24 protein-coding genes and 1 pseudogene are annotated in these 25,392 nt (G+C 65.3%); 5 read left to right on the top strand and 20 right to left on the bottom strand.

Translation table 11 applies throughout. From position 1 onward, the window contains the following. Positions 1 to 5 precede the first annotated feature (5 nt). Together QQ977_RS12040 and QQ977_RS12035 are read right to left on the bottom strand one after the other, a co-directional pair. Complete coding sequence (locus QQ977_RS12040) at positions 6 to 680, bottom strand: CRISPR-associated protein Cas4 (RefSeq protein ID WP_285926016.1); 675 nt, start codon at positions 678 to 680, stop codon at positions 6 to 8. 36 nt (positions 681 to 716) lie between these two features. Beyond that, positions 717 to 1,304 (bottom strand): conditioned medium-induced protein 4, encoded by a 588-nt coding sequence (locus QQ977_RS12035; RefSeq protein ID WP_285926015.1) that lies wholly within the window; start codon positions 1,302 to 1,304, stop codon positions 717 to 719. A gap of 208 nt (positions 1,305 to 1,512) precedes the next feature. On the opposite strand from QQ977_RS12035, the gene QQ977_RS12030 reads away from it, so the two are divergent. Next, positions 1,513 to 3,696 (top strand): (Fe-S)-binding protein, encoded by a 2,184-nt coding sequence (locus QQ977_RS12030; protein ID WP_285926014.1) that lies wholly within the window; start codon positions 1,513 to 1,515, stop codon positions 3,694 to 3,696. Here the strand turns inward: QQ977_RS12030 and QQ977_RS12025 are convergent. Further along, positions 3,693 to 4,247, bottom strand: coding sequence for a DUF7097 family protein (locus QQ977_RS12025; RefSeq protein WP_285926013.1), 555 nt, complete (start codon positions 4,245 to 4,247; stop codon positions 3,693 to 3,695). The two genes, QQ977_RS12030 and QQ977_RS12025, sit on opposite strands and share 4 nt — an antisense overlap. 323 nt (positions 4,248 to 4,570) lie before the next feature. Between QQ977_RS12025 and QQ977_RS12020 the strand changes: the two genes are divergently transcribed. Then, positions 4,571 to 4,978: a hypothetical protein gene (locus QQ977_RS12020; RefSeq protein WP_285926011.1), complete on the top strand. Its 408-nt coding sequence runs from the start codon at positions 4,571 to 4,573 to the stop codon at positions 4,976 to 4,978. A gap of 238 nt (positions 4,979 to 5,216) precedes the next feature. On the opposite strand, the gene QQ977_RS12015 is transcribed toward QQ977_RS12020, so the two are convergent. From QQ977_RS12015 to QQ977_RS12005, 3 genes and pseudogenes are all read right to left on the bottom strand, one after another. Next, on the bottom strand, positions 5,217 to 5,624 hold the full coding sequence (locus tag QQ977_RS12015; protein ID WP_285926010.1) for a hypothetical protein: 408 nt from the start codon (positions 5,622 to 5,624) through the stop codon (positions 5,217 to 5,219). Positions 5,625 to 6,140: 516 nt separating this feature from the next. Next, positions 6,141 to 6,451: pseudogene (locus QQ977_RS12010) on the bottom strand (IS6 family transposase); the annotation flags it as partial. A 45-nt stretch (positions 6,452 to 6,496) separates the two neighbouring features. Beyond that, positions 6,497 to 7,039 (bottom strand): hypothetical protein, encoded by a 543-nt coding sequence (locus tag QQ977_RS12005; protein ID WP_285926008.1) that lies wholly within the window; start codon positions 7,037 to 7,039, stop codon positions 6,497 to 6,499. A gap of 97 nt (positions 7,040 to 7,136) precedes the next feature. Here QQ977_RS12005 and QQ977_RS12000 point away from each other — a divergent pair, with 97 nt between their 5' ends. Continuing rightward, positions 7,137 to 7,484, top strand: coding sequence for a DUF192 domain-containing protein (locus QQ977_RS12000; RefSeq protein ID WP_345783335.1), 348 nt, complete (start codon positions 7,137 to 7,139; stop codon positions 7,482 to 7,484). Between the two features lie 83 nt (positions 7,485 to 7,567). On the opposite strand, the gene hpt is transcribed toward QQ977_RS12000, so the two are convergent. From hpt to QQ977_RS11955, 9 genes are all read right to left on the bottom strand, one after another. Beyond that, a complete protein-coding gene (hpt, locus tag QQ977_RS11995) occupies positions 7,568 to 8,125 on the bottom strand; it encodes a hypoxanthine/guanine phosphoribosyltransferase (RefSeq protein WP_285926005.1) in 558 nt (185 codons plus the stop codon). Positions 8,126 to 8,177: 52 nt separating this feature from the next. Then, positions 8,178 to 9,170, bottom strand: a complete 993-nt coding sequence (gene hemB, locus QQ977_RS11990; RefSeq protein ID WP_285926004.1) for a porphobilinogen synthase — start codon at positions 9,168 to 9,170, stop codon at positions 8,178 to 8,180. A gap of 210 nt (positions 9,171 to 9,380) precedes the next feature. Further along, on the bottom strand, positions 9,381 to 9,995 hold the full coding sequence (locus QQ977_RS11985) for an ABC transporter permease (RefSeq protein WP_345783362.1): 615 nt from the start codon (positions 9,993 to 9,995) through the stop codon (positions 9,381 to 9,383). 50 nt (positions 9,996 to 10,045) lie between these two features. Further along, positions 10,046 to 11,050, bottom strand: coding sequence for an ABC transporter ATP-binding protein (locus QQ977_RS11980; protein ID WP_285926000.1), 1,005 nt, complete (start codon positions 11,048 to 11,050; stop codon positions 10,046 to 10,048). Further along, positions 11,047 to 11,790 (bottom strand): ABC transporter permease, encoded by a 744-nt coding sequence (locus QQ977_RS11975; RefSeq protein ID WP_285925998.1) that lies wholly within the window; start codon positions 11,788 to 11,790, stop codon positions 11,047 to 11,049. Before QQ977_RS11975 ends, QQ977_RS11980 begins: the two co-directional genes overlap by 4 nt. A gap of 2 nt (positions 11,791 to 11,792) precedes the next feature. Continuing rightward, on the bottom strand, positions 11,793 to 12,755 hold the full coding sequence (locus QQ977_RS11970) for a glycine betaine ABC transporter substrate-binding protein (RefSeq protein ID WP_285925997.1): 963 nt from the start codon (positions 12,753 to 12,755) through the stop codon (positions 11,793 to 11,795). Between the two features lie 113 nt (positions 12,756 to 12,868). After that, positions 12,869 to 14,002: an iron-containing alcohol dehydrogenase family protein gene (locus QQ977_RS11965; RefSeq protein WP_285925996.1), complete on the bottom strand. Its 1,134-nt coding sequence runs from the start codon at positions 14,000 to 14,002 to the stop codon at positions 12,869 to 12,871. A gap of 136 nt (positions 14,003 to 14,138) precedes the next feature. Beyond that, positions 14,139 to 14,591, bottom strand: coding sequence for a universal stress protein (locus QQ977_RS11960; protein WP_285925995.1), 453 nt, complete (start codon positions 14,589 to 14,591; stop codon positions 14,139 to 14,141). 57 nt (positions 14,592 to 14,648) lie between these two features. Next, the gene (locus QQ977_RS11955; protein ID WP_285925993.1) at positions 14,649 to 15,347 is read right to left on the bottom strand and encodes a helix-turn-helix domain-containing protein; all 699 of its coding nucleotides are present in this window, start codon (positions 15,345 to 15,347) and stop codon (positions 14,649 to 14,651) included. Between the two features lie 112 nt (positions 15,348 to 15,459). On the opposite strand from QQ977_RS11955, the gene QQ977_RS11950 reads away from it, so the two are divergent. After that, on the top strand, positions 15,460 to 16,944 hold the full coding sequence (locus QQ977_RS11950; RefSeq protein ID WP_285925991.1) for a geranylgeranyl reductase family protein: 1,485 nt from the start codon (positions 15,460 to 15,462) through the stop codon (positions 16,942 to 16,944). 173 nt (positions 16,945 to 17,117) lie between these two features. On the opposite strand, the gene QQ977_RS11945 is transcribed toward QQ977_RS11950, so the two are convergent. The 3 genes from QQ977_RS11945 to QQ977_RS11935 form a co-directional block, all read right to left on the bottom strand. Continuing rightward, positions 17,118 to 17,933, bottom strand: coding sequence for an amidohydrolase family protein (locus QQ977_RS11945; protein ID WP_285925990.1), 816 nt, complete (start codon positions 17,931 to 17,933; stop codon positions 17,118 to 17,120). Between the two features lie 76 nt (positions 17,934 to 18,009). After that, entirely contained in the window at positions 18,010 to 18,885 is an 876-nt protein-coding gene (locus QQ977_RS11940; RefSeq protein WP_285925988.1) for a DUF6282 family protein, read from the bottom strand. Further along, positions 18,882 to 21,743, bottom strand: coding sequence for an FAD-binding and (Fe-S)-binding domain-containing protein (locus QQ977_RS11935; RefSeq protein ID WP_285925986.1), 2,862 nt, complete (start codon positions 21,741 to 21,743; stop codon positions 18,882 to 18,884). Before QQ977_RS11935 ends, QQ977_RS11940 begins: the two co-directional genes overlap by 4 nt. Positions 21,744 to 21,863: 120 nt before the next feature. Between QQ977_RS11935 and QQ977_RS11930 the strand changes: the two genes are divergently transcribed. Then, positions 21,864 to 22,661: a carbon-nitrogen hydrolase family protein gene (locus QQ977_RS11930; RefSeq protein ID WP_285925984.1), complete on the top strand. Its 798-nt coding sequence runs from the start codon at positions 21,864 to 21,866 to the stop codon at positions 22,659 to 22,661. Positions 22,662 to 22,664: 3 nt separating this feature from the next. Here QQ977_RS11930 and QQ977_RS11925 read toward each other — a convergent pair whose 3' ends face one another. Continuing rightward, entirely contained in the window at positions 22,665 to 23,756 is a 1,092-nt protein-coding gene (locus QQ977_RS11925) for an SDR family oxidoreductase (protein ID WP_285925983.1), read from the bottom strand. Further along, positions 23,744 to 25,330, bottom strand: a complete 1,587-nt coding sequence (locus tag QQ977_RS11920; RefSeq protein WP_285925982.1) for a succinic semialdehyde dehydrogenase — start codon at positions 25,328 to 25,330, stop codon at positions 23,744 to 23,746. The genes QQ977_RS11925 and QQ977_RS11920 overlap by 13 nt, the downstream gene beginning before the upstream one ends. Positions 25,331 to 25,392 lie beyond the last annotated feature (62 nt).

Genomic DNA, 25,392 nt, shown 5'->3' with positions numbered 1-25,392 from the left:
TACGGTTACTCGAGTCCGAGCAACGAGCGTAACGTCCGCGTGGTGACGCCACAGTCGCTGGCGTACGCACAGGACTCACACTTCGATCGATTTCTCACGCGGGCAGGTGGTCCGTCGAGTGCTCTGACTGTCCGGAGCGTCCGTCGGTACAGCGCCTTTCGACGGGTCGTGAGCTCGATCCGACGGATCACGCCGTAGGCCGGATACTCGAGGACGGCGGTCTCGACAGCCGTCTCGTGTTCCCAGGCGAGTGCTTTCGCGGCCGCGACGGCCTGGACGGTGTGGGGCTCCCAGACGCCACGTTCTGGTGGCCGACCAGGCGAGACCACAGACGGCTCGAGTGGATCGGCGAGCACCTTGTGGACGATTCCCCGACAGTGACGGCCCGTCACCAGCCGGTCCCGGGCGACGGGGTCGCGAATCGACTCCCAGCGGCCGGTCCGCTCGAGACGCGTCCGGGTTCGCTCGAGGCGATCGCGGTAGCTCGCAGGCGAAACGGCGATCGGTTCGGCCGAAAGCGCGGCGTTGCTCGCCTCGAGTACGTCGTCGTATCGGTAGGCGAGATCGCGAACGCGCTCGACCTCCTCGGGTGGCTCACGATCGTCGTCGCGCCGGCGGTAGTACAGTTTTCGTGGACAGTACGCCGCTGTGCGTAGATCGCTGAACGAGACGAACGACACGGGGCGTCTCGCCGGTTCATCCCGTAAAAAGCCACGTCAGAACTCGACGTCGGTCTCCATCCCCTCGGTGGCGTCCTCGAGGCCGTCCTCGCGAACGTCTTTGGCCATCCGCTTGGAGAGGTCGGCGTCGGCCAGAATGGCGTCGAACTCGTCGCGGTAGCGGTCGTTCGCCGCCCGCGATTCGTCCACGGCGGCGGCGACGCGGCGGTAACGACGGATCTGACCTTCGTCGACGCCGTACTCGGCTGCGAGCGTCGCATCGTCTTCCTCCCGGCTTCGGATCGCGGCGAGGTCTACCTCGTCGGCATCGTCGTCGCGGACGAGGTGTACGGCGAGTCGTCCCTCGAAGACGTCCTCCTCGTCGACGCCGAGTTCGTCGGCGATCGCCTCGTCGGTGTCGTCCTCGTAGAACCGCTTTGCGAGGATGACGAGTTCCGCATCCGAAAGCGGCGTCTCGAACTCGTAGCGGTCGCGCATTCGGGCGACGAGCCCTTCGAGTCGCTCTTCGACGGTCCGTTCGTCCTGCTCGAGCGAGCCGCGCGTGTCCTCCTGGGATTCGGTGACTGTCTCTTCGTCGGTGACGCTTGTGAAGATGTTCCGAAGCTCTTCGGTTTTCTCGTTCATGACTGGACACTGGTGACGGGTGGCTATATAAGCCTGTTGCCAGATGACGTCGGGCAAAACCACGCGGTATTCGATGGAAGAAACTGTCGGTCGCGACCTATGACAGAACGCGATATATTCTACCTGTGGGAATAATTGCCGGAAGAAGGCGTGATATGTGTGAAAGAGTGTAACAAGAATTAAGTTACTTCTCTTCCGGTTGTAGTACATGTTCGGCGTAGCCCAGACGGAGGTGACGAGAGAAACCTACTGGGGCATCACCAGCACCGGTACGGCGGTCTTTTACTATCTCGCAGCTGTGACCATCCTCGTATTTCTGTACGGCGTATATCGGCGGTTCGCACGATACACAGCGGGCGAGGAAGAGTGGTTCGATCGACTCGACGACCTCGGATCCCGGGTCCGTACGGCGGCGACGATCGCGCTCTCGAACGAGAAGCAGTTCAACCGCGACCTCTACGGCGGGGTGATGCACGCCTTCATCCTCTGGGGCTTTCTGACGCTTTTGATCGCGACGGCGATCATCGGGTTCGAGCAGTACGCCACCGAGATGGTTCTCAATATGACGTTCTGGGAGGGTGATTTCTATCTCGCCTACCAGTTCATGGTCGACGCGATGGGACTGCTGTTCGTCGTCGGGATCGGGATGGCCATGTACCGTCGGTACTGGGTACGCAACGGGCGGCTGTGGGGGAGACACACCTCCCGCGAGGACGATATCTTCATCTGGACGCTGTTTCTGCTCGGCGTCGGTGGCTTCGTCCTCGAGGGACTGCGTATCTACGCGACCGGCATGCCCGACCACGAGGTCGTCAGTTTCGTCGGCTACGGGCTGGCGATGGTCTTCGATGCGATCGGACTCCCCGTGGCCGGAGAGGCGGGCCTGGGACTGTCTGCGGGGCTGCTCACCGCCGAGAACCTCCACTGGCTCTCCTGGTGGTCGCACTCGATTCTCGCGTTCTTTTTCATCGCGTGGATCCCCTACGCCAAACCGTTTCACATGCTCTCGTCGTTCGCGAACGTCGTCACGCGCGATGAGAAAGCAGGGGCGCGACTGCCCGGCGTGCCAGCCGACTTAGACGCCACGAACGCCGAATCGATCGACGACTTCACCTGGAAGGAACTGCTCGACCAGGACGCCTGTACCAAGTGCGGTCGCTGTTCGTCGGTCTGTCCCGCGAAGGCCTCCGACCGGCCGCTCGATCCGCGTGACGTCATCCTCGATCTGAAAGCCTACCGCGAGGAACGTGACGCCGGTGGCGAGGAGGTTCCCATCGTCGCCGACGGCGGCGGTGTCATCGACACCGAGACGATGGAGTCCTGTATGGCCTGTATGGCCTGCATGGACGCCTGTCCGGTCGAGATCGAACACCTCAACTCGTTCACCCGACTCAACCGCCAGATGGCAGATCAGGGCGACGTCGCTCCCAGCATGCAAGACGTCTTCCAGAACGTCATGCAAAACGGCAACACCTTCGGCGACTCGCCCCGGTCGCGTGCGGACTGGGCCGACGACCTCGAGTTCGACCTCACCGACGCCCGCGAGGAGGAGGTCGAGTACCTCTGGTACGTCGGCGACTACCCGAGCTACGACGAGCGCAACAAGCAGGTCGCCCGCTCGCTTGCACGAATCCTCGAGGCGGCCGACGTCTCCTTTGGCATCCTCTTCGAGGACGAGAAGTACGACGGCAACGACATCCGCCGGGTCGGCGAGGAGTTCCTCTACGTCGAGCTCGCGGGCCATCACGTCGAGTCCTTCGAGGATTGTGAGTTCGAGAAGATCGTCTGTACGGACCCTCACTCCTACAACACGTTCAAAAACGAGTATCCAGAGGTCGACTTCGAGGAGTTCGCTGACGACCCGATGATGCCGTTCGAGTACGACGAGTACTGGAACGCAGACGGCGAGATCGAGGTCTACCACTGGAGTCAGGCCGTCGAAGAACTCGTCGCCGAGGGCAGCCTCGAGTTAGACGGCGACGAACTCGAGTACACCGTCACCTACCACGACCCCTGTCACCTGGGTCGGTACAACGACGAGTACGAGGCTCCACGGGAGCTCATCCGGGCCACGGGTGCCGACCTCCACGAGATGCCACGGTCCCATGCCGATTCGTTCTGCTGTGGCGGCGGCGGTGGCGGTCTCTGGATGGACTTCGAGGAAGAGCCGAAACCGAGCGAGGAACGCCTGCGGGAGGCACTCGAGGACACCGACGCCGGCTCCGCGATCGAGAAGTTCGTCGTCGCCTGTCCGATGTGTATGACGATGTACGAGGACGGGCGCAAGACCGGCGACTTCGAAGACGAGATCGAGATCGTCGACGTCGCCGAACTGATCGTCGAGGCGATCGACGCACGCGAGCGGAACGCAGTCGAGGCGGCTGCCGACTAGTCCCCGTCGCGATCCGCCGCCGACTCGAAGCCGAGTTCGTCCAGTTCGCGACCGCGACGCTCCTCGAGCGTGGCGACCGCCTCGGGATCGGGCGCGACGTCGTCGGTGATCCGGGCCCACGAGTCGTGGACCTTCGCGTGACACCACCGACAGAGATAGATCGTGATCTCGTGAGAGTGTGAGACGGTTTCGCCGTCGCTCGCGTACGAGAGGTGATGTTCCTCGAGCAGCGGTCGCTCGTCGCCGTGGGCCATCCGTTTCTCCGCGAGGCCACAGCGGCGACACTCCCGGTCGCGGGTGCGTGAGCGAAAGTGTGGGCAGTCGGCCCAGCAGGGGTCGTCGTCACCGACCGTCCCTTCGGCATCGGGCTCGCGATCGACGGCGAGACACCTGTAGTCGGCGTCGGCTCGCTCCCGGGCGAACGCGGGGTCGTGCTCGGCGTGGTCGGAGGCGTACCGACACCGTCCCTCGCTCGTGAGGTGATCACAGCGTCCGGCGAACGCGTAGGGGTCGTCGACGCCGACTGCGGTTCCACGCGGCGTTTTCTCCATTCTACGCGCGGGTTGGACGGGAGATGGGTTGAATCCTGCGCTGTGTACGGCCACCCCACTCCGTTGACACCCCCCGGTGTGAACGCCGTGGAATTTCGAGTCACGAAAATCGAAGATTTGCGTCCGGAGCAAGCGGCGTCATACTCGTCGAAATTTTCGCTACGATTGTCGGCATTGGATATAACTTCATTAACAATTGCCTCCTACACAGTTGTAGAAAATTGTGATGATTGAACAATGCTATATATTAAATTTACTAATATGGGATAGAAACCAACCATCATCATTATATCACTTGTGTGTATTGTATTCATTGCCAACGCATGACAAACCCAAAATACCTCCTGGAAGTGTCGGGCTTCCTTGGAATCGCCGTGACAATGGTCATCGGATACACGCTGATGCTCGAGCTGAACCCGGCGGGCATCGTCAATACGGACGTCATCGGACGGCTAATGTATACCAACGCCCACGTCCACCTCGGTATGTGGAGCTTACTCGTGCTCTTTTATTCGATCTTCCTCGATAAAGCCTTCACGAGCAGGCAACTGGAATTCTCAATCCTGGCAGTCATCGGTCAATGGGCGCCGCCATTTAACGGGTTCGTGCTGATCACCCTTCGTGCCGATACGAGTACGGCCATCTTTCAGACGGTCACAACGGCATTCACCGTGATCGTATCCTTTATTTTCATCATCGGCTTGCTCCGGAACTGGAGTGCGGACGCATAGCACTCCGGGCGACCGCTCTACGGTCTGCTGTAACGATTTATCGGCGAAACCACAGATGGGCGTGGTTTCGCTGGCACTGACGTACAGCTGTCCGTATCGCCACTGTTACCACAGATACTTGCCAGTGCCATCAGTACCGCACGCAGGGAGATCGGACAGTCACGGCAAACGACGGGTACCGACCGACTCGCCTGCTGGTCTCCGCTCGGACTGACCGACGCGAACCACAGTACTGCAGTCAGCAGCTTCCGGGCCGTCGCGAGACAACGACCGTCCACTCGCCGGCATCGAGATCATACGAGATGTTCGCTTGCTCTTCGATTTCCATCTCGCTACCCGGCTCGTGCAGGGTCGGTTCGTTCCACGAGACAAACTCCTCCTCGTATTGGGTCTGCGTCATCGTCGGCACGTTGATGGCCTCCCCTTCGTGAACGTCGGTCGACAGTTCGATAGTCGCCGGTTCGTCCAGCTCGAAGTGATAGGCTTCGTACTCGTCGTCGGGAACGCTGCTCTCGTCGTCGTGGAGTACTTCACCATCGGCTTCGATCGTGATGTGATACTCCGTCGGGTCGTCCTCGAGGCACCCTGCCAGGGCAGTAATACCGACGATGCTCCAGGTTCCAAGGAACGCTCTGCGGGTAGTCATCGTTATTGGATCAACCGTACATTTGTATCTATTGAACAATAAGGTACTGTAAAATATCACTTCGATTAGTGTCGAACCGAATACATATTTCTTTCGCCGATGGCTGATTGGCGAGTGCTTGGTGACTCCGGTGATGATCGTCGTCGTGGATGAAGTCCATCAGCCAGCGCTCGGTGCTGGCCTGACTGGCGTTACAGGTTTCGTGGGACCGATTAATCCACACTGGGTTGTCCTGAAACAGTTTCCCGACGGTGTTCTGCCGAAATAATTGAGTTTGCCGTCGAAATCTGTTCGAGCAAGGGCGCTGAGATCGGCCTCGGCGACGATCGGGGTGGGTAAGCCACTGTATTTCCCCACGTTCGACAAGTTCGGTTTCCTTGGCGAATGCATCCGGATCGTTCGTCACCAGATCGAACAGGTACGACGAGTCGACGATCACCTCTCCGAACCCCCGTGCTCAAAGGCGTCACGTGCCTCAGTGAACTCCTTGCAGTATGTCCGGATATATCATCGTGTTCAGATAAGCTGATTCCATGCGAAGGCGAACGGTCTAAGCCACTGATCAGCAGTTTCTGCGTAGGCGTTGCTAAAGCAGTTTGAGAAGGATGAAATCCGACGTTTTATTTCACGAAAAACACGTTCGACACTGTTCCGATTTCCATGTCGTTCGTATCTGAAATCGAGGCCATGTCGTTGACAAGCATGGTTCAGTGACTTATCTCCATTGACGAGAAACACGGCGTCGTCGACATCGTGTTTCCCGCGTAATAGAACACTAGCGATAACTTTGTTATAGTTGGTTCAAGCTTTGTATGGAGTAATTCGTTTTAACGTGTCGGCGGGCGTGCGTGACCCGAGCAGTCGCCGTCTCCTTATCGGTCGCTTGCAGTCTGTGTGTCGACGTCGACTGCGTCCGTGCTCCGGTCCAGTTCGGCGATCCGACGTTTCTCTGTCGCGTCGTAGGACGCGCCGACCGCGATCAGGAACCCGATGATGGCGGTCACGACCGCGATCGCGCCGACGGCCACGACGGCGATCGAGAGGACCGCCCCCGGCAGGGCCTGCGCCGAGGTCAGAAGCGACACCGCGGTCACGGCCGCGATGAGCGTGAGCAGGCGACCGAAACGACCGACATCGAGTCCGTCACCGGGTTCGTCGTTTTCGGTCTCGAACAGCTCGTTCAGGACGCCCGCGTACTCGTCGCCAGCGACGGCGGTGCCAAGCGAGTGAATCGAGTGTGCAACCCACAGCCCGGCAGTGAAGCTGAGCAGTGCAACGAACGAGACGAGGCCGAGCTGTCCCTGGACGAACAGCCCCACCAACACGGCGTTTGCAAACGCGAGGACCATGATTCCGTGGACCGCGAGTGACCGTGTGCCGAAATCTTCCAGAGCTGCTATGTGTGCAATTCTCATGGTTCTGGTTGGCTTCCAGCAGCAATGCTGTTGCTCCCTTCCTATGCAGATCGCTCGAGTCGGGAGCTTTTTCGCCCCGGCCTGCCGACTCGAGGTCGTGCGAGTGGTTACGGATCCGGACGGCGACGCCGAGGTGCTGGCGACCGACGTCGACACCGCCGACTCGATCCCCAGCCAGCTCCGGGGGCTGACGTTCCGCCGATCGATTCCCGACGACTACGCGCTCGCGTTCCGGTTCGACCGGGCGAAGATCCGATACGTCCACATGCTGTTCGTCCCCTTCCCCATCGACGTCGTCTGGGTCGTCGACGACACCGTCCGCCGGGTCGAACGGCTCCGTCCCTGGCTCGGGTTCGCCCGCGCGGAGGCCGATCTGCTCGTCGAACTTCCCGCCGACGCGGCTGCGGACGTCGGCGTCGGGGATCGGCTCGTCCTCGAGACCTGATACGGATTGCTGTAACGATTTACCGGCGCAACCGCGACCGTTCTGCGGTTGCACCGGTACAGACTTACAACGGTCCGTATGACTCATTCGACGACGACCGCGCCCTCTTCGATGCGAACCTCGAGCAGGCTCGTCACCGTGACCGGCAGCTCTGGCGGGTCGGTGTCGGTCCGGCGGAGGACGACGACGACGTCGACCAGTTCGGCGTCGGCCTCCTCGAGGGCGGCGTAGACGGCCCGGATCGTTCCGCCGGAAGAGAAGACGTCATCGACGAGCAACACCCGATCGCCGGCTTCGACGCCGTTGAGGTGGAGTTCGCTCTCGCCGTAACTCGTTTCCTGGTGGACGGCAACCTCGTCCTCGAAGCCGTAGGAGCGTTTGCGCACGACGACGAACGGCGTGTCGGTCGCAAGCGACAGCGCCGTCGCGTGGTGGATACCCATCGCCTCCGGTGCGACGATGGTGTCGATCGCGTCCATGTCGACCCGCTCGCGGATGCCGTCGGCGACCGCCCGGAGTACGTCGGGTTCGATCGGCGGGACCCCATCGGTGACGCCGTGGACGAAGTACTCGTAGCCGTCCCGATCGACGACGGGTGCCTCTCGGAGCGAGCGCGCGAGCGGTCGGAGGGTATCGTCCATGCTCGTGTGAGACCCACGACCGGAACCGGCAAGGGTGTTCCGGCGGCGCAGGTCAGGACAGTCGCTCGGCGACCTCCTCGGCGAAGTAGGTGAGAATCAGGTCCGCGCCAGCGCGTTTGATCGACAGCAGCGACTCGAGGGCTGTCTCCTCTGCGTCGAGCCAGCCCTTCTCGGCGGCGGCGTAGAGCATGGCGTACTCACCGGAGACGTTGTAGGCGGCGATGGGGTGATCGAACTCCCGCCGGAGCGAGGCGACGATGTCGAGATACGGCAGCGCGGGCTTGACCATTAACACGTCCGCACCCTGCTCGACGTCGAGGCGGACCTCCCGGAGCGCCTCGCGGGCGTTCGCGGGATCCATCTGGTAGTGTCGCCGGTCGCCGAAGGCGGGCGCGCCGTCGGCGGCGTCCCGGAACGGGCCGTAGAACGCGCTCTCGTATTTCGCCGCGTAACTCATCACGGGCACGTTCTCGAATCCCTCGCGATCGAGCGCGCCCCGGATCGTCCCGACCATCCCGTCCATCATCCCGCTGGGTGCGACCATGTCCGCGCCTGCCTCGGCGTGGGAAACGGCGATTCGCTCGAGGCTCGACAGCGTCGCGTCGTTGTCGACGGTGTGAGTAGCACAGCCCGGGTCCTCACGGAGGCTCGCCTCGAGGGTTCCACAGTGGCCGTGGTCGGTGTACTCACAGAGACAGACGTCGGTGACCACGTAGGCGTCGGTTGCGGCAGTGATCCGGCGGGTCGCCTCCTGGATCACGCCGTCGTCGGCCCACGCCCGGGTTCCCTCGGCGTCTTTCGACGCCGGGATGCCAAAGAGCATGACGGCCTCGACGCCCGTCTCGAGCACCTCCTCGACGCGGGCGACGCTTTCCTCGAGTGGTACCCGTTCGTGGCCGGGCATCGACTCGATCTCGAGACGCTCGTCTGCCGTCGCGTCGACGAAGACGGGTGCGATGAAGTCCGTCGGCTCGAGACTCGTCTCGGTGACGAGCTCGCGGATGCGATCCTGGCGAAGCCGCCGGGGACGATGGGTGAGATCCATGTCCGGTGCTATCGGTGGCGGGCGAAAAAACCTCGCGTTCGTCTGGCCCGGCAGCGTGACGATCTCGAGCGAACGAGGAATCGCCCCGTCGGGCCGACGAAACGGGTGCCTCTGGAGGGGGAGACGGCTCATACGGATTGCTGTAACGATTGACCGGTGCAACCGCAGAACGGTCGCGGTTGCGCCGGTACAGACGTACAACGGTCCGTATCAGGCCGCGTCCGGCGTGAGGTCGCCGACGCCGCCTTCGCCGCCGATGTAGCGTTCGATTCTGGCAAGCAGCAGGTCGGCCCCGATCGCGAGAAAGGCACCGGGGAGCGCGCCGGCGATGATCATCGGCACGTTGTAGCCCTGGATGCCGGCGACGACCCAGTAACCGAGGCCACCGCCGCCGATGAACACGGCCAGATAGGCGGTGCCGATGACGAGGACGATGCTCGTCCGTATGCCGGCGAAGATAACCGGTAGTGCGAGCGGGAGCTGTATCGACCGGAGGATCTCCCAGTCGGTCATCCCCATCCCGCGGGCGGCCTCGACGGTCCCCTCGTCGACGTTCTCGATCCCCTTGATCGTGTTGACGATGATCGGCAGGATAGCGTAGGCCCACAGCCCCACGATCGACGGCCAGAAGCCGAGCCCGATCAACGGGAACGCGAGAAAGAGAATCGCAATCGTCGGGATCGTCTGGGCGGCGTTTCCGAAACCGAGGACGATCGATCTGGCCCGGTCGTTGCGGACGGCCAGTATCGCCGCCGGGATCGCGACTGCGAGTGCAGCAAACTCCGAGACGGCGACCAACACGAGGTGTTCCCAAAACTGGACCATCGCCTCGTCGCTGTTCTCGACGAGAAACCGGATTCCCTCGAGGAGCTCGCTCACGGACGGGCACCCTCGTTAGAGCGGCTGATCTCCTCGTTTGAGACCGTCCCGACGACCTCACCGTCCTCGACGACCGGCAGTCGTCCGACGTCACTCGCGACGAGTCTAGAGAGCGCAGAGAGGGCGGTGTCGGTGGGCTCGAGGGCGTCGACCGTGCTCCCGCCGTTGCCCTGGACGGTCGCAGTGGTCCCCGTTCCACCGTCGGCCGCGGCAGTGAACCCCTCGGTCGTCGCGCTCATCACGTCCTCGACGCGAGTTACCTTGAGCTTCTTCAGCGGCCGGTCCGAGCCGATGAAGTCCTCGACGAACTCGCTTTTCGGTTCGTCGAGAATCGTCTGTGGCGTGTCGTACTGGACGACCTCGCCGACGTCGAAGATGGCGATCCGATCGCCCATCTTCAACGCCTCGTCGATGCTGTGGGTGACAAAGAGGATGGTCGTCTCGAGTTCGTCCTGAATCTTCAGGAACTCGTCTTGCAGACTCTCGCGGGTGATCGGATCGAGCGCGCCGAAGGGTTCGTCCATCAACAGGACGTCGGGATCCGAAGCGAGCGCGCGGGCGACGCCGACGCGCTGGCGCTGGCCGCCCGAGAGCTCCGTCGGGTGCTGGTTGCGGTACTTCGCCGGCGGCAGGTCCATCAACTCGAGCAGCTCGTCGACACGAGCGTCGATCGCTTCCTCGTCCCAGTCGTTGAGTTTCGGGACGGTCGCGACGTTATCGCCGACGGTCATGTGATCGAACAGGCCGATCTCCTGGATGACGTAGCCCGTGTTGCGTCTGAGTTCGATCGGGTCGAACTCCGAGATTGGCGTCCCGTCCCGGTAGACCGTCCCCTCGGTCGGGTCCTCGAGGCGGTTGACGAGTTTCATCGTCGTCGTCTTTCCACAGCCAGAGGGGCCGACGAGGACGGTCGTCGTTCCCTCTTCGACCGTAAAGGAGACGTCTTCGATCGCGACGGTACCGTCCGCGTACTGTTTCGTCACGTGTTCGAACGTAATCATGCTATCACCCGCTGGAGGAGTCGTGTCCCGGCCGAGGGCTCGATCCGTTCGCCGTTGTTGAGTCGGAACAGCTGTTCGCTGACGCCGAAGGCGTAGTCGACGACCAGCGCGAGTAGGGCCAGGACGAGCGTCGAGACGACGAGCATCTCCTGGTTGTTCCACCCGACGCCGTCGAAGAGGAACTGGCCGAGTCCCCCGGCACCGATGAACGCGCCGATCGCCGCGATGCCGATGAGGATGACGACGGCGTTTCTGACGCCAGCCATGATGACCGGCAGCGCCGACGGCAGCTGGACTTTCAGGAGTAGCTGCAGTTTCGTCATCCCCATCGCCCTGCCGGCCTCGAGCGCCGCCGGATCGACGTCGTTCAGCCCGACGTAGGTGTTCCGGATGACCGGAAGCTGGCTGTACAGGATGAGCGCGACGATAACAGACGGTGCACCGATGCCGAAGTAGGGGATCAACAGTCCGAACAGGGCGAGGCTTGGGATCGTCATCATGATGCCGGCGAGCCAGATGACGACCGTCGCGAGTCGCTCGTCGAACGTGATCAGAAAGCCCAGCCCGACGCCGATCGGGACCGCAAGCGCGATCGCGAAGGCGATGATCTCGACGTGCTCGAGGGTCCGAAACACCAGCTGGTCGGCGTGGCCCGTCGCGAAGTCGACGTATGCGACCAGACGGAAGACGTCAGCCAGCAGGGCGTTCGTCGTCGCGGCAGTGCCGATCGAGAGGGTCATCGTCAGATGAGATCGTGTTCGTCGAGGAACTCCGTCGCGACGGCACTGGCACTGCGACCCTCCTCGGCGACTTCCATGTTCAGCTCCGAGATCGTGTCGTTGTCAAGCAGTGGCGGAATTTCCTCGAGGGCATCGGCGATCTCGGGGTGGTCATCGAGCGTGTCGTTTCGGACCATCGGTGCAGCGTTGTACGTGGGGAAGAAACTCTCGTCGTCTTCCAGTATCTGGAGGTCGTACAGGGGAATCCGGGGGTCGGTCGCAAAGCCCATGCCGATGTCGCCCTGGTCTTCCTCCCCGATAGCCGCGTAGACGACGTCTTCGTTGACGGTCTCCGTGTTGTCATCGAGCGTTTCGATCGCCGCCTCGGAGAAGTCGTAGTGCTCGATGAGTCCGGGCCAGCCGTCGTCCTCCCGTTCCTGGAACTCGGGGCCGAGCACGAGATCCGTGTCCTCGACGTCGCCGTCGTCTGCGAACTCGGCGAACTCGCTCAACGTTTCGACGCCGTGTTCGTCGTGCCACTCCGAAGTGGCGAGGATCTGGTAGGTGTTGTTAAGCGGTGCCTTCTCGAGGACGGCGACGTCGTGTTGTTCGTCCATGATCTCGCTGGCCTCCTCGTAGAGTTCGTCGGGATCTTCGATGATACCGTCTTGCTCCGGCGGAATCGCGAGCCACATCGTCCCCGTGTACTCCCAGTAGAGGTCGATCTCCCCCGCATCGAGTGCCTCGAAGTTGGGAATCGTCCCGCCGAGACCCGTTTCGTCGGCGACCCCGAGATCGGTGTTGGCCTCGATAGCCTCGATAGCGAGCTGTCCGAGGACGTGCTGTTCCGTGAAGTCTTTCGAGCCGATGGCGACGTCACCACCGCCGAGCATACCGGTACAGCCGGCGAGGCCGGTGAGACCCGCCGTCCCGATGGCAGCACCGGTCGTCTTCAGTAAGGTCCGTCGTGACGTGTGTCCCGTCATCACAGAGTGTTGGTCGGAGAGTGCGACATTAACGACTAGCTCCAACTAGTAGCAGGGTTTATAACGGTTTAAGCTGTAGGTTTTTCGAATCTTCCGATTGGCGAAGCGAACTGTCAGTTATGCCGACCTGTGTCGAACGCACGTCGACAGCTGTCGACGACGTCGGATTCGGTATACGACGCCGGATTCGTGTCCATGTTGACATTCTCGATGGCCGAGTCGGCGACCGCCTCGAGCGCCCAGGCGTCGGGCGTTCCGGGCGGGTCCTCGTCCAGTCCGACGTCGCGTCGCAGCCGCGTCAGTCGAGCGGCGACGGCCTCGTGAGCGGGCTCTGTCGTCTCGACGAGGGTGGCGTATCGCTCGCGTGCCTGCGGCGAGCGCTCGCCGTTGTGACGGACGACGGCGGGAAGCAGGCGGGCGTTCGTGTGTCCGTGTGGAAGGTCGTACCGACCGCTGATCGCGTGGCTGATCGCGTGGACGGCTCCGAGGCCCGCGTTGTTCATCGCCACGCCGGCGAGATAGCTGGCCTCGAGCAGCCGTTCCCGTGTCTCGAGGTTCTCGCCGTCTGTCGTCGCCGTTCGAAGCGACGACGCGGCGAGGGCGTACGCCTGACGGCTGTACGGGATCGTCAACGCCGTCGCCCCGTCGGCGACGAGCGACTCGACCGCGTGTGTGATTACGTCGAATCCCGTCCCGGCCGTCAGAGTCGGTGGCAACGACGTCGTGAGTTCGGGGTCGAGGACGGCGGCCTCGGCGAGCATCGCCGGGTGACCGACGCTGACTTTCTCGCTTCGGTCGTGATCGGAGATAACCGCCCAGTAGCCGGTCTCCGTCCCCGTACCAGCCGTCGTCGGTACGAGGACGAACGGCACCGCACGGTCGGGATGTGCGAGTGGCGTTTCCGCGGTGATCGCGAGGTCGCTCGCGACGTCGGCGTGGAAGGCAGGCAGCGTACACGCGGCTTTCGTGGCGTCCATCGGGCTTCCGCCCCCGACGCCGACGACGAGGTCTGCGTCCCCGACTCGAGCGGCGAGTGCCGCGACGGTCTCCCGGTCGGGGTTTTCCGACACCGTAGCGTGGACCGTCGGCTCGGCGGGGAGGTGATCGAGTACGGCCTCGAGAACGCCGGCGTCGACGACGCCCTCGTCGGTGACGACGTGGACGTTCCCGTCGTCGACGACGCGTGAGAGCGCCGACCGGGATCCCGGACCCGCGTACGTCCGTGGCGGCGGGACGAACTCCTGCATGGTTAGGCGTGTCCTCCTATTGCGCTCCCGGCCACGGCGTTCCCGTCGGGTCGGGACGTGCGTCGCTCCATCGTACCGACGACCTCGAGCGGGACGTCTGTAAGCGATGACACCAACGAGTCCCGGAGTATATACGTCAGCGTGCCCCGTACGGGAGCACGACGACGGGACACGACGCCGAGAGGAGCACGCGCTGTACCGTACTCCCGAACACCGCTTTCCCTGCCGGGCTGCGCTTTCGACTGTAGAGGTAGATCCGGTCTACGCCCGCTCGCTCCGCGGCCGAAACGATCGCATCGCCCGGTTCGTCACCGGCCCGAACGCCGCGGACGCGAGCGTCGATACCTGCATCCTCGAGTTCGGCGACCGTCGTGGAGACGCCCGACTTTCGGGCAGCGAGTTCGTCGAGCGTGGCCGTCTCGTCGGCTGGTAACTCCAGATTCGACCGCGTCGACTCGACCTCGCCGTCCTCGAAGACGTGGGCGACGATCCCTTCCGCGTCTTCGGGCGATTCGATCTCCGTCGCGGCGGTCGCGACGTCACGCGCCCAGCCGGGATGGCTCGTCACCGGAACGAGAAACGTATCCATACTCGAGTATCGGGATTGCTCCGTGGTAGCTGTACGGGAGTACATGTGGCGTGTTTTTCACTCCCCCGCAGCCGCGAGGTTGAGGTACGTGACGAGAAATTCGATGACCCGTCGCTCGGCCTTCCGGAGGTGATTCGAGGCCGTCGTCTTGGTGATGCCAACGTCGTCTGCGATCTCTTCGAGGGTCGTCTCCCGTGGAATTTCGTAGTAGCCACGTTCGTACGCGGTGTTCAACACCTCCCGCTGGCGCGACGGAACGGAAGCGAGCAGCTCCTGCCAGCCCGCCGCACTCGGCATCACCTGTCGGCTGAAGTCCCGCGAGATGCGTTCGATCGAGACCGGCCCGAACTCCTCGAGCAACTCGACCGCCTGTGAGAGCTCTTCGCGGTCTGCAAGCAGGAGGTCGAAACACTCCCGTCCGTCCTCGAGCGCCGTTGGCCCGATCGGGAGATATCCCTCGTACAGCAGCGTCTGCAAGGGAGTGAATTCGCTGAGACGGCCCTCGATGAAAAGCGTCGCTGCCATCTTCCCGCTGGCGTTTGGCGAGTACCGTTCGACGACCTCGACGGACTCGACCATGTGGTGCTCGCGGATGATCTCGAGCGTCGCCTCGAGGTCCCGGGTCTCGAGCGCCATGATCCCGATGTACTCCCGGTTGCGAAACGTCGACGCGAGAAACTCACCGAACACGTCGTATTTCACGAGTTCGGCCGTCCAGTCCCCCTCGTAGCGAACGCACAGTTCCGCGGTGAGCATATGATCGTAACTCTTTCACACGGGTACAAGTAGCCTGCAGTTGCCGCCCCGCTCGCTGTACCACGAAAGCAAGAGTTACGTTCCCCATCTCCGAACGCAGGAACAGTACCCAATGGCGGACAACCAGGATGTCGTCGTCGTCGGGGGCGGGGTAGCGGGCTGCTTTGCGGCGGCGACGGCAGCGGCCGACGGGCTCGACGTGGTCCAACTGGAGCGCAAACCACGCGAACAGGGCGGGTTCATCGCCTGTGGCGACGCGATCAAGAGCCCGCGAGATCCGAACAACTACCCGGGACCGATCGACATGGACGCGGTCGCACGCGACGAGTCCGTCCTCGTCGACAACAACATCGATCAGATCGAGTTCTGGGACGAGGACGTCGGCGTGCGGAAAGTACTGCCCTACGAGACGGGCAGCAACGTCGTCGACCGCTACGAGTTCGGCCAGCGCCTGCTCGAGCAGGCCGCCGACTGCGGCGTGGACCAGCACTTCGACACGGTGGTCACCGAGGTACGCCAGGACGGTCGCGTCACCGGCGTCGACGCGGTTCGAGACGGCGAGCCGGTTAGCTACGAGTGTGACGTGGTGATCGACGCCGCGGGCGCACAGTCGATCCTGCAGGAGATGGTCGACTTCGAGGACCTCGAGACGCCCGGCGAGCCGACGTTCGAGGTGCCCCACTACACCCACTTCGGGTCGGCCTACCGCGAGATTATCGAGACCGAGGAGCCGGTCGAGTACCACAACGCCATCGTCGGGAAACCCCTCGAGGAGATGGGCTACATCTGGTACTTCCCGCGAACGCCGACGGTGATCAACGTCGGCCTGGGCTTTCAGATGAACAAGGAGCCGATCCCGCTCGCCGACCGCGTGCGTCGGGACATCGAGAACCGACCGGAGTACCAGGGCGCGACCGTCACAGAGAGGTTCGGCAAAAAGAACAAGCTCGGGTCGGCAATCGCGCTCCGTCGCCCCCTGGATTCGATGGTCGCACCCGGCTACCTGGCCGCCGGCGGCGCGGCGGGGACGACACATCCGATCACGGGCAAAGGTATCCGCGGGGCGGCCTACTCCGGCTACTCCGCCGGACGCGCCGCCGCCGAGGCTGTCGCAGACGGCGACGTCTCCGAGGCGGGACTCTGGGAGCACAACCGCTGGCTCTACCGCGAGCACGGCGAGGCCGCGAAACTCGCCTCGTGGGACGCCTACAACGTCGCCGCGAGTTCTCTCGAGGTGAACCTGCTCCGGGCGCTCGCCGCGTTGCTTCCCGAACAGGAACTCCGGGAGATCGTCGGCACCTCGACGGAGGTGGACAGCCTCACGAGCAAGATTCTCGTGGGCACCGGCGTCCTCACGAATTTCGTCGCGGCGTATCGTACGGACACGTTCGAGACGCTCGGCGTGAGCGTCGGGGAGCTGTACGACGCCATCCGCGCCGTCAGGAAAACGCGGGACTACGTCGCCGCGTACGACCGGCAGTACGAGGCCTATCCGGAAGACCCCTCGACGTTCGACCGGTGGCTCGCCGACCGCGACCGCATCGACGAGGAGTTTTACGACGACCTCGACCTGGCCCCCGAAGACCGGAAGTACTGAACGTGTATAGGCGACCGTCGCGAGACACTCGAGGGGGCTCAAAGCGGTGTTGCTGTGGCCGTTCACGGCCGGAAAACGAGGGTCGGGCGCTCATACGGAATGCGGTACCGATGTCCCGGTGCGACCGCCGGACGGGTCGCGGTCGCGCCGGAAATGACGTACAGCAGTCAGTATCAGTCGTCGGCGGGAACCTGTTCCTCGAAGGACTGTTTCTCGACGTCGAGGTCGTAGAGGTCGATGGCGTTGCCGCCGAGGATCTTCGCTTTCTGTTCCTCGCTCGCGCCGATGCAGTCGACTTTCGTGAGCGCGACGGGGATGTTCGAGGAGTGTTCGGCCGCCATCAGGAGCCGATCAGCACCGACGGCTTCCATCGCGCGCTTGAGGTACATGTTGAGCACGAGCGTGGTGTCGAGGTAGATGTTGTCGTAGCGTTCGGCCATGAAGATCGCCTCTTGGGTGAGCGTGTAAGCGCCGCCCATGTGCGCGAAGATGATCGGCAGGTCGGGGTAGTCCTCGGCGACGGGCATGTACATCCCGGGGACCGAGAACGGCATCCCGTGGGGGCCGGTGTGGACCATCACGGGAACGTCGTTCTCTTCGCAGGCGTCGAAGACGTCGTAGGCGATGTCCGAGGTCGGGTCGACGCCCCACGCGAGCGTGTGCAGTTTCACGAACTTGAAGTCCAGTTCCTGCACACAGCGCGTGATCTCGTCGTGGACGAAGTCGGTGCCGAGGTGGGGGTTGACTGCGGCGGTACCGAAGATGCGCCCCTCGTACTCCTGGGAGGCCTCGTAGATCTGGTCGTGGACCTCGGTCACGGAGCGGTCGTTCTCGCCGCCGAGTGGCTGGAGGATGGTCGCGTCCACGCCGTTCTCGTCCATCGCCTCGATCACCGACTCGACACTCTCGGACCACTCGAAGGTCCGATCCTGTTCAGCGTTGTCGTTGCCAATGTGGTGGTGTCCATTGACGACCGGATAGTCCGTCATTTCCATCCTGTCGTAGAGCAAACCTGGGCATGAGCGTTCACAGAGACATGTTGTAGGGTATAAGTGAGGGGCCGAATCAGCGCTCGAGCAGTTCCGACGGCGTCTCCGTGAGACACGTCCGGACCGTCGACTCGGGAACGCCCCCCTCGTAGACGGCCTGGCCGAAGGACGCGAGTCCGGGAACCGCCGGATTGTCGGCCTGGCCGTAGTCGGTCGCCAGCACACAGCTGTCGGGGCCGAGCCGCTCTATCGCCTCGGCGACGCGCTCGACGGTGTGTCCCGGTGTGCTCTCGATCGCGTAGGCACAGTACTCCATCACGGCCCCGCTGTCGGCGAGGTCGGCCTGCCGGTCGATCGAGAGGTCGGTCACCCGGAAGAACGGGTGGTTGATCATCGGCGTCGCGCCCGCGTCCACACAGGCGTCGACGACGGCCTCGATCTCGGCCGGCGAGACGTGGCCGGTCGCCACCACGGCGTCGTACTCGGCGACGAGGTCGATCACGGCTCGCATTTCGGGGACGACCTCGCCGTCGCGGGCGACGACCAGTTCCTCGTCCGCGCTCGGCACCCGCTGGCCGACGAAGTGGGTCTCGCCGGCGGCACGCGCCCGCGAGGCGTGATTCGCCGCCCACAGCGTCGGCAGCCAGACGATCGCCGCGCCCAGTTCCAGCGCCGTCTCGACCGCATCGGGATTGATGCCGCCGACCGTGCCGTTGAGCGCGATGCCGCCGGCGAGAACGTCCTCGCCGACGGCCCGGTTGACCGCGGCCACGCGGTCGGCCGTCGGCAGGACGTGGCTCTTGACGACGACGCCGTCCATCCCGGCCGCGAGCGCGTCGCGAGCGAGTGCGAGGTCGTCCTGGGCGCGCTCGACCAGGTCGGGGGCGGTGTGGACGTGGACGTCGATTGCGTCCTCGAGCCAGTCGCGGGTTCCCGCTCCGTCGGCGGTCATTCGAGCACCTCCGCGAGCAACACCAGCGGATGGACCGTCTCTCGACCGAGGTCGGCGAGTTGCTGACTGCAGGACGCGCCGGTCGTCGCCACGACGTCGGGCCCGAGGGCCGTGATCTTCGACGCGAGGTCCTCACCGAGCGACCGCGAGAGATCGTAGTGGTCGGCCTCGTAGCCGAACGCTCCGGCCATCCCACAGCAGGTGGCCTCGACGACGTCGACCTCGTAACCGGCCGCACGGAGCAGCGCCGGCGCGGCCTCGTCGAACCCCTTCGCCGTCGCGTGACAGTGGGTGTGGACGGCGACGTGGTCGTCGGGTCGGCCCGGGACGGGAAGCTCGAGTTCGCCCGCCCGAATCTCCGCGAGCAGGAAACTGGCGACGGTCGCGGCGGCGTCGGGCACCCCGCCAGGGTCCTCGAGCAGGTCGCCGTACTCCCGGAAGGCGCTGACACAGGAGGGTTCGCCCGAGAGGATCGGGACGTCGTCGTCGGCGTAGGGCGAAAGCGTCGCGGCGTTCTCGGCGGCGTCCGCGCGGGCGTGCTCGACCATCCCCTGGGAGAGCGCCGGCCGGCCACAGCAGGCCACGTCGGGGACCGCGACGGCGTAGCCACAGCGCTCGAGAAGGGAGACGGCGGCCCGGCCGACCTCGGGGTGGTTGTAGGCCATGTAACAGTCCGGCACGAGGACGACCCGGCCACGGTCGCCGGCCCGCGGGTGGGCGTCGTGGCGCTCGACCCACTCGAGGAACGACTCCGCGGCGAATTCGGGGAGCGAGCGACGACGGTCGATTCCGAGGGTCCGCTCGAGGGCGGCCCGTCCGGGACCGAACGAGGCGAGACGGTTCGCCACGGGAGCCAGCGCGCTGCCGAGGCGGTTGAGCGTCCGGACGTTCGCGAACAGCCGCGAGCGAAGCGGCGTGCCGTCAGCCTGGTGTTTGCGGTGTTTCGCCTCGGTCTTGAGCTTCGCTAAGTCGACGCCGGTCGGACACTCCGTCTCGCAGGCCTTGCAGCCGAGACAGAGGTCGAGCACCTCCGCCTGGAACCAGTCGCTCGTGATCGCGTCCTCGCCGAGGCGGCCGTCGAGTGCCGCCCGGAGGGCGTTCGCCCGGCCGCGGGTGCTCGTCACCTCCGCCTCGAGCCCGCGGTAGGACGGACACATCACGCCGTCGCCGGTCGTCCGACAGTTCGAACAGCCGTTGCACTGCTCGACGAGCGACCCGAAGCCGCCCTCGTCCTCGAACGAGAGCGCGGTCTCGAGCCGTTCCGGATCGTAGCCCTCGAACCGGAGGTCGTCGTCGACGGCCGCCAGCCGCCCCTCCGAGTCGGGGACGACCTTCGCCGGGTTGAAGACGTCGTCCGGATCGGCCGCCCGCTTGACCCGCTGGAACGCCCCGTACAGCGTCTCGCCGTACATCTCCTCGAGGTAGGCCGAGCGGAGCCGGCCGTCGCCGTGTTCGCCGCTGACACAGCCGCCGAGGTCGAGGACGACCTCGTGGATCGCCTCGCTGACGGCCCGGAGGCGCTCGCGGTCGCGTTCGGACTTGAGGTTCAGGAACGGCTTGACGTGCAAGACGCCCTGGCCGGCGTGGCCGAAGACGCTCGCCTCGAGGTCGTGGTCGCGGAGGATGTCTGCGACGCGCTCGAGGTACTCGGGCAGCCGTGCTGGCGGGACCGCGGCGTCCTCGACGAACGAGAGGGCCTGTTCGTCGCCCGGCCGGCGGTTGAGCAAGGGGTTCGACGCTTTCCGGATCGTCCAGAGCCCCTCCCGGGCGTCGTCGTCGACCGCCCGCTCGAGGTCGACCGTTGCGTCCGTCCGCGCCGCCGTGATCGCTTCCTCGAGCCGTTCGTCGATCGCGTCGGCGTCGCCCTCGACCTCGACGAGCAGTGCCGCCCCCGCCGTCTCCGGGACGAGGTCGAACCCCCACGCATCACGGGCGTAGCCGAGCACGTCCGCGTCGACGAGTTCGACCGCGCTCGGGTCGGCCGACAGCGTCGACTCGACCGCCGCCGCGGCCGCGATCACGTCCTCGTAGAAGACCAGCGCGGCGGCCCGGCGCTCGGGGCGTTCGGTCAGCTCGAGCGTGACCTCCGTGATCACCCCGAGGGTTCCCTCGCTGCCGACGACGAGCCTCGAGAGGTCGAGCCAGGAGCCGTCCGCGGCGGCGCTGCCCGCGAGGTCGTAGCCGCTGGAGTTGCGCTCGAGGCCGGGGTAGCGGGCGTCGATCTCGTCGGCGTGGTCCCGGGCGACTGCTCGAACTGTTCGGTGGAGTTCACCGGCCCGATCGTCGCGTTCGCAGGCCCGCTCGAGAGCCTCGCCCTCGACCCGTTCGAGCGTCGTGACCGTCCCGTCGGCGAGGACGCACTCGAGGCTCCGGACGTTGTCCCGGGTCGTGCCGTGGCGAACGGAGTGTGCGCCCGCCGCGTCGTTTGCGACCATCCCGCCGATCGTGCAGGTGCTCGACGTGCTCGGGTCGGGCGGGAAGTAGCGGTCGTGTTCGGCGAGACGGTCGTTGAGGTCCTCGAGGACGACGCCCGGCTGGACCGTTGCGGTCTTTCCCTCGGGGTCGACGGCGAGGACGTCGTCCATGTGACGTTCGCAGTCGAGGACGATCCCCTCGCCGACGGCGTTGCCCGTCAAACTGCTGCCCGCCCCGCGGGGCGTGATGCTGACGCCGTGGTCGCGTGCGTAGGCGACGACCCGGCGGACGTCCTCGCGGTCGGCGGGGGCGACGACGCCCGCCGGTTTCACCTCGTAGATGCTGGCGTCGGTCGCGTACAGCGTCCGCGCCGGCTCGCCGAAGTCGACCTCGCCCGCAAGGCCGGCGAGTGGGTCCGACGTGGGGTCCGTGTTCGTGGCCATTCGTAGGCGTCCGTTCGCACGCGAGTCCGTTAACCCTCGAGTCACACATAGACCAGCCTTGATAAAGCCCGGAACGAGTCCGGCGGAACCGTCAAGGCGCGTCGGCCGACATCTCGAGACATGACCGACGATTCCGGGACCGAGACGAGGACCGCCCACGTCGCCGCCTGCCAGTTCGAACCGACGATCGGCGATGTCGACGCGAACCTCGCGGCCGTCCGGGACCTCGCCGGCGACCTCGAGGCGGGGGTCGCCCTCGCGGTCTTCCCGGAGCTGTCGCTCACCGGCTACGACCTCGAGGTCGTCGCCGACCTCGCCGAGCCGATCCCGGGTCCGCTGACGGATCGAGCCGTCTCGCTCGCCCGCGAGGTCGACACGACGCTCGTCCTCGGACTGCCCGAGCGAGTCGGCGACGCCGTCTACAACGCGACGGCGGTGGTCTCGCCGGACGGTCTCGAGGGCGTCTACCGCAAGCAGTACGCCTGGGGCGACGAGCGGGACGTGTTCGACGCCGGCGAGGGGCCGGTGACGGTCGAGACGTCGGCCGGAACGATCGGACTCCTCTGTTGTTACGACCTCAACTTCCCGGAGGCCGCACTCGAGTACGCACGCCGTGGCTGTGACGTTCTCGCGGTGACTGCCGCCTGGCGGACGTCGTTTCTCGCGGACTGGCGGCTCTTCTCGCGGACTCGCGCCCGCGACGGCCCCTGTTACGTCGTCGCGTCGAACCACACGGGTGACCAGCAGGGCCGTGACCACGCCGGCCACAGCCTGGTCGCCGGCCCCGACGGGACGGTCCGTGCCGAAGCCGACGAGCGCCAGGGCGTCGTGACTGCAGCCGTCCCGGCGGACGACCTCGAGTGCGAACGCGAACGGAATCCGGTTCGAGAGACTCGACGAGCGCGTGGTGACTGGTAACTCTCAGGCCATCGCCTCGTCATCCACGTCGGGGTTATCCTGGACGAACGCGACCAGGTCGTCGACGTAGGACGAAAACGGTGGACACGCGATGCCGGTCCCGGCGAGTGCCCGCCGCGTGTTTGGACAGGCGTATCGCGTCGGGTGATCGAGGTACGCGAGCGTCTCGGGCTCGAGGAGAACCTCGCGGGCCTCGAGTGCGGCCATCACGGGTTCGGCGAGTGTCCGCGTCGTCGGCACGGTGATCGTCCGGTGGCCGGCCGCCTCGGCGAGTGCGTCGACGAACCGGGGAACGGTGAGGGGTGCGGGATCGCAGAGCTGGAAGACCTCGCCGACCGTGTCCGCGCGCCCACTCAGGTGCGCGATGGCGTCGACGACGAAGTCCCGTGGGACGACGTTGAGTTCGGCCTCGCTCGAGCCCGGAAGCGCGAACGTCACCGAGAGCCGTGTCGGCTGGGATAGCAGCAGTCGAAGCAGGTAGTACGGGCCGTCGTACTTGTCGGTCTCGCCGGTCTCGCTGTCGCCAACGACGATCGCCGGTCGGTAGATCGTCGCGGGAAGCCCCGCGGCCATCCGTTCCTGGACGGCGACCTCGGCGAGGTACTTCGTGCGTTCGTAGTGGTTGTTGAACGACTGGCCCTCCCGGAGGTGATCGGCGGTGAAGACGCCGTCGTAGCGGCCGCTGACGTAGCACGTGCTGACGTACTGGAACCGGTCGACGTCCAGCTCCTCGGCGACGTCGAGCACGTGGTCGGTCCCCTGGACGTTGACTATCTCGGCGAGGTCGGCGTCGACGCCGAGGTCGTAGACCGCCGCGAGGTGGTACAGCTCCGTGACGGACGCGAGGTCGGCGAGGCCGTCGAGCCCCAGGTCGGGCTCGGTGATGTCGCCCTCGTACAGCCGGATGGCCTCTCCCGTGGCCCCGACGTCCTCGACGATCCGGGCCGCCCGTCGCTCGGCGACTTCGCGATAGGCGGGCTGGACGAGACAGGCGACGGGGCCGTCGCCGCGGGCGAGCAGGCGCTCGAGCAGCGCCGAGCCGAGGAAGCCGGGAAAGCCCGTCAGCACGATTTCGGGATCGGTCACCGCGACCACCGCAGGAGCCGTCGCTGCAGCGCGGTCAGTCCCGACAGGGCGCGGACGAACCAGCGCGTCGGCACCCCGGAAGGTGGCTCGAGCGGACCGATCCGCGACGTTGCGATCGTCTGTGCCTCGACGTAGCGGCGGATCCCCTCGGGACCGTGCCGGCGGCCGAGCCCCGAGTCGCCGACGCCACCCATCGGGGCGTCGACGGCCGCCCAGCCGGCCATGTAGGCGTCGTTGACACAGACGGTGCCACAGTCGATCTCGCGGGCGACCTCGCGGCCGCGCTCTCGATCCCGGGTCCAGACGCTCGCGTTCAGCCCGTACGGCGAGTCGTTCGCCCGCTCGATCGCCTCGTCGGTCCCCGAGACGGGGGTCACCGAGACGACCGGGCCGAACGTCTCCTCGCAAGCGATTTGCGAGTCGGGGTCGACCTCCGTCAGGATCGTCGGCTCGTAACAGAACGGGCCGACGTCGGGACGACGGCGACCGCCCGAGACGACCGACGCGCCGTCGTCGACGGCCGCCTCGACGGCTGCGGCGACGCGTTCCGTGTGGTCGCCGTCGATCAGCGAGCCGACGTCCGGGCCGTACTCGAACGCGAGGCCGAGCGTGAGCCCCCGGGTTGCGCCGACGAAGGCGTCGAGGAACGCGTCGTACCGGGCGTCGTCGACGTAGATCCGTTCGGGCGCGAGACAGAGCTGGCCCGCGTTCGTGAACGCGCCCTGGACGGCCCCGCGGGCGGCGGTCTCGACGTCGGCGTCGGCCAGCACGAGCATTGGGTTCTTCCCGCCGAGTTCGAGCGAGCAGTCGATCAGGTTCTGGCCGGCCTGCTCGGCGACGGCCCGGCCCGTCTCGGTGCTGCCGGTGAAGGCGACGTAGTCGACCCGGTCGATCAACGCCGGGCCGATCGTCGGGCCGTCGCCGGTGACGATCTGGAAGACGTCCGGGGGGAGCCCGGCCGCCTCGAGCAGTTCCGCGAGCGCGAGTGCGACGTAGGGCGTCTTCTCGTCGGGTTTGCAAACGACGGCGTTGCCCGCGAGCAAGGCGGGGATGGCGTCGGTCATCGAAAGCGTCAGCGGGTAGTTCCACGGCGAGATGATCCCGACGACGCCGACGGGATCGTAGCTGACACGGGCGTCGGCGGCGAGTGGGATCGCGCCGCGGCGGCCCTCCTCGGCGATCGCGTCGGGACCGTACGCGGCGTAGTACGAACAGGTAAGTGACACGTCCAGCACCTCCTCGACGGCGTGGCGACGCGACTTGCCCGTCTCGAGTTGCACGAGGTCGAGCAACGCCTCCCGACGCTCGGAGACCAGGTCGCCGAACCGCCGGAGAATCGACGCCCGCTGCTCGACCGGCGTCTCCGCCCACGCGGACTGGGCGGACCGGGCACGGGAGGCGGCGACCTCGACGTCGGTCGCGGTGCAGGCCGGGATCGTACCGATCTCGTCGTCCGTCGCGGGGGCACAGACGGAGATCGACTCGCGACCGCCGGTCGTCTCGACGCGGGCAGAAAGGTTCTCGAGGCGACCGGACGACAGACGGGTCTCGTCGAGAATCGGAGGCACCGACACGTGTGACATACGTTCGAGGTCGACCTCGAGTCACCTGTAGCTTTGGCAACGGTTCGATCGGCGAACGCGCC

It is taken from the genome of Natrialbaceae archaeon AArc-T1-2 (assembly GCF_030273315.1).
In the GTDB taxonomy this organism is placed as follows: domain Archaea; phylum Halobacteriota; class Halobacteria; order Halobacteriales; family Natrialbaceae; genus Tc-Br11-E2g1.
The sequence above is the reverse complement of the archived record's forward strand: the minus strand, read 5'-3'. Positions and strand labels throughout refer to the sequence as shown.